Raw genomic sequence first — 1,737 nt, 5'->3', positions numbered from 1 at the left:
GATTAATATTGGCGAGACTGTTTTTTTCGGTGCCGGACGTTTTTGCCGCATCGGCGCGGCGATCGTCCTCATCGGCATTGCCGGGTGCTCGAGCACCAACACGAATGGCCCGACGCCTGTCGCTGTGGGTGCGGGACCGAAGGATACCGGCACCTTCCCGAACCTGAACATCAAGCCGCAAGTGGCGGCGCCGCAGTTCACCGAAGCCGAGAAGAACGCCAAGCTCGCGCAATTGAAGGCGGATGAGAATGCGCAGGCGGCAAAGGGCGGCGGCCCCAAGGTCGTCAACCAGGCGGCGCTGACGGATCTGGCCAAGAAGCATGGCGACGAAACGCTGAAGCAGATCGAAGCCAAATGCGACCCCGCCCTCGACCCTACCTGCAAATAAGTATATAGCGCGCGCCCAACACCCCTTCGCTGTCTGGAACTGCCATGGAAGAATTTCACAAGGTTCGCCGGCTTCCGCCTTACGTGTTCGAGCAGGTCAACCGGCTCAAGGCCAGCGCCCGATCGCGTGGCGCCGACATCATCGACCTCGGCATGGGCAATCCGGACCTGCCGACGCCCAAGGCTATCGTCGACAAATTGTGCGAGGTCGTGCGCGACCCGCGCACGCATCGCTATTCCTCGTCGCGCGGCATTCCGGGCCTGCGCCGCGCCCAGGCCGCCTACTATGGCAGGCGCTTCGGCGTGAAGCTCAACCCCGACACGCAAGTGGTGGCCACGCTCGGTTCGAAGGAAGGCTTCGCCAACATGGCGCAGGCGATCACCGCGCCCGGCGACGTGATCCTGTGCCCGAACCCGACCTATCCGATCCATGCCTTCGGCTTTATCATGTCGGGCGGCGTCATCCGCTCGCTGCAGGTGGAGCCGGACGACGGTTTCATTCCGGCGCTCGAGCGCGGTGTCAAGCATTCGATCCCGAAGCCGCTGGCGCTGATCCTCAACTATCCGTCGAACCCGACAGCGCTGGTCGCCTCGCTCGATTTCTACAAGGATGTGGTCGCCTTCGCCAAGAAGAACGACATCATCATCCTGTCCGACCTTGCCTATTCGGAGATCTATTTCGACGGCAATCCGCCGCCTTCGGTGCTGCAGGTGCCTGGCGCGATCGACGTTTGCGTCGAATTCACCTCCATGTCGAAGACCTTCTCCATGCCCGGTTGGCGCATGGGCTTTGCCGTCGGCAACGAGCGGCTGATCTCGGCGCTGACGCGGGTGAAGTCCTACCTCGATTACGGCGCCTTCACGCCGATCCAGGTGGCGGCGGCACACGCGCTCAACGGCGACGGCGCCGACATCGCCGAGGTACGCGACATCTACCACAAGCGCCGCGACGTGATGGTCGACGCCTTCGGCCGCGCCGGCTGGACCATTCCGGCACCGGCGGCATCGATGTTCGCCTGGGCGCCGATCCCGGAGCCGTTCAAGCATCTCGGCTCGCTCGAATTCTCCAAGCTGCTCATCGAACATGCCGACGTGGCCGTGGCGCCCGGTGTCGGCTTCGGCGAGCATGGCGACGAATTCGTGCGCGTTGCTCTGGTCGAGAACGAGCACAGGATCCGGCAGGCGGCGCGCAACATCAAGCGCTTCCTGTCGACCAGCGCCAAGCAGCCCAACAATGTCGTGCCGCTCTCCGCTCACCGGTAAGCTTGCCGCACGCAAATTCGATCTGACTTTGAGGGACGTCGCCGGACATGGCTGAAGCATTGCGTGTTGGAATTGCCGGCCTCGGCA

Annotated in this window: 2 protein-coding genes; both read left to right on the top strand. The window is 63.4% G+C overall.

Annotation, left to right across the window (positions count from 1 at the left end; genetic code table 11):
- Position 1: 1 nt before the first annotated feature.
- Complete coding sequence (locus EN879_RS34735) at positions 2 to 388, top strand: hypothetical protein (protein ID WP_127274653.1); 387 nt, start codon at positions 2 to 4, stop codon at positions 386 to 388.
- A 44-nt stretch (positions 389 to 432) separates the two neighbouring features.
- Positions 433 to 1,650, top strand: coding sequence for an LL-diaminopimelate aminotransferase (locus EN879_RS34730; RefSeq protein ID WP_013531991.1), 1,218 nt, complete (start codon positions 433 to 435; stop codon positions 1,648 to 1,650).
- Positions 1,651 to 1,737 lie beyond the last annotated feature (87 nt).

The sequence above is a fragment of the Mesorhizobium sp. M7A.F.Ca.AU.002.02.1.1 genome, assembly GCF_003998535.1.
Taxonomy (GTDB): domain Bacteria; phylum Pseudomonadota; class Alphaproteobacteria; order Rhizobiales; family Rhizobiaceae; genus Mesorhizobium; species Mesorhizobium ciceri.
The sequence above is the reverse complement of the archived record's forward strand: the minus strand, read 5'-3'. Positions and strand labels throughout refer to the sequence as shown.